Raw genomic sequence first — 1206 nt, forward strand, 5'->3', positions numbered from 1 at the left:
GAGGACATGCCTGCGGCAAGCCCGGAAGTGCTGCCCGGGCCGCAACAGCCAGATGCGCCGCTGCCCGGCGGCCTTGAAAAAAGGAAATAACAGCGTGAGCCGCGACCCCCTGCTCAAAGTGTATGGGCATATCTACCCTGTGGACCGGGAATTTTATGATGCTCTGGCCCGCGCCTGTGCGGATGCCCTGCCTGACGAAACAGATATTCCGGTCATCGAGATGGACGGGGACATGGCGCGCTTTTCCTTCGAGGGCGCGTATTTTCCTGTGGAGGAAACGCTGGAGGCGCTGGCGCACGGCCTGAAGCCGGAGCACAAGGGCAAGCTGGACGTGCTGGACTTGGAAGGCTGGCGTCTGACCCGCCATGTTTTTGAGGCGGGGCGCATCAAAAGCAGCAGCGCCTCGCTGAACAACGTGCTGGACTATTCCGGCCATTAGAGCAGTTTGCGAATGAAACGAGTCAACTGCTCTGCAAGGATTTTCCTGAAAATCCTTGCCACGAAATGCGAGCAGGCAGGCTTTTGCCTGCCGTAAGCAAGCATTTCAAGTGTTAAATGCTCTAGAGCAATTTCACTTTGAAATTGCTCTGGCGGCTGCGCGAGCAGACGCCCGCCGCGAAGGCGTAAGCGCAATTTATTTGCGCGGTTAAACGCCGAAGCGAGCGTGTTTTAAACTTTGAAAATGTATATTTTCAAAGTTAATCTGCTCTAGGCCGTTCACGGATGAAATGGGTGCGCTGCTCCGTGAGGGCTTGAGGGCGCGTTGCCGTCTGCCGCTGTGGCGTTGCCGCGTTCGAAAAGCGCCATATATTCCTGATTGCCCTTGGGGCCCTTGATGGCCGCGGGCAGCACGCCACGGCAGTTCAGGCCCAGACTTGCGCGGCTGAATGCCAGTATCTTGTCCACGGCTCTCTGCCGGGCTTCTTCGTCCCGCACCACTCCCTTGACTGTTTCGCCGGGTCCCAGCTCAAACTGCGGCTTGATAAGCGTGGCCACAAGGCCCCCGGTCCTGAGCCAGGTCATGCAGGCTGGAAGCACAAGGGTGAGGGATATGAAAGAAACGTCGGCCACCACCATGTCCACCGGTTCGGGGATAAGCCCGGCCTCTGCATGGCGCAGGTTCACGCCTTCAAGGTTGACGACGCGCGCGTCGCCCCGCAGTTTCTCGTGCAACTGATTGCGGCCCACGTCCACGGCGTATACGCG

Annotated in this window: 2 protein-coding genes; one reads left to right on the forward strand and one right to left on the reverse strand. The window is 58.8% G+C overall.

Annotated features, from left to right (window positions below; genetic code table 11):
* The first annotated feature begins 94 nt into the window (after nucleotides 1-94).
* Nucleotides 95-439, forward strand: coding sequence for a hypothetical protein (locus V6C07_RS05535; RefSeq protein WP_333535363.1), 345 nt, complete (start codon nucleotides 95-97; stop codon nucleotides 437-439).
* A 278-nt stretch (nucleotides 440-717) separates the two neighbouring features.
* On the opposite strand, the gene V6C07_RS05540 is transcribed toward V6C07_RS05535, so the two are convergent.
* Nucleotides 718-1206 (reverse strand): SAM-dependent methyltransferase (locus V6C07_RS05540; protein WP_333535364.1); only part of this gene is annotated, 489 nt, incomplete at its 5' end.

Source organism: Desulfovibrio sp. 1214_IL3152 (genome assembly GCF_036763055.1).
Classification (GTDB): Bacteria; Desulfobacterota; Desulfovibrionia; order Desulfovibrionales; family Desulfovibrionaceae; genus Desulfovibrio.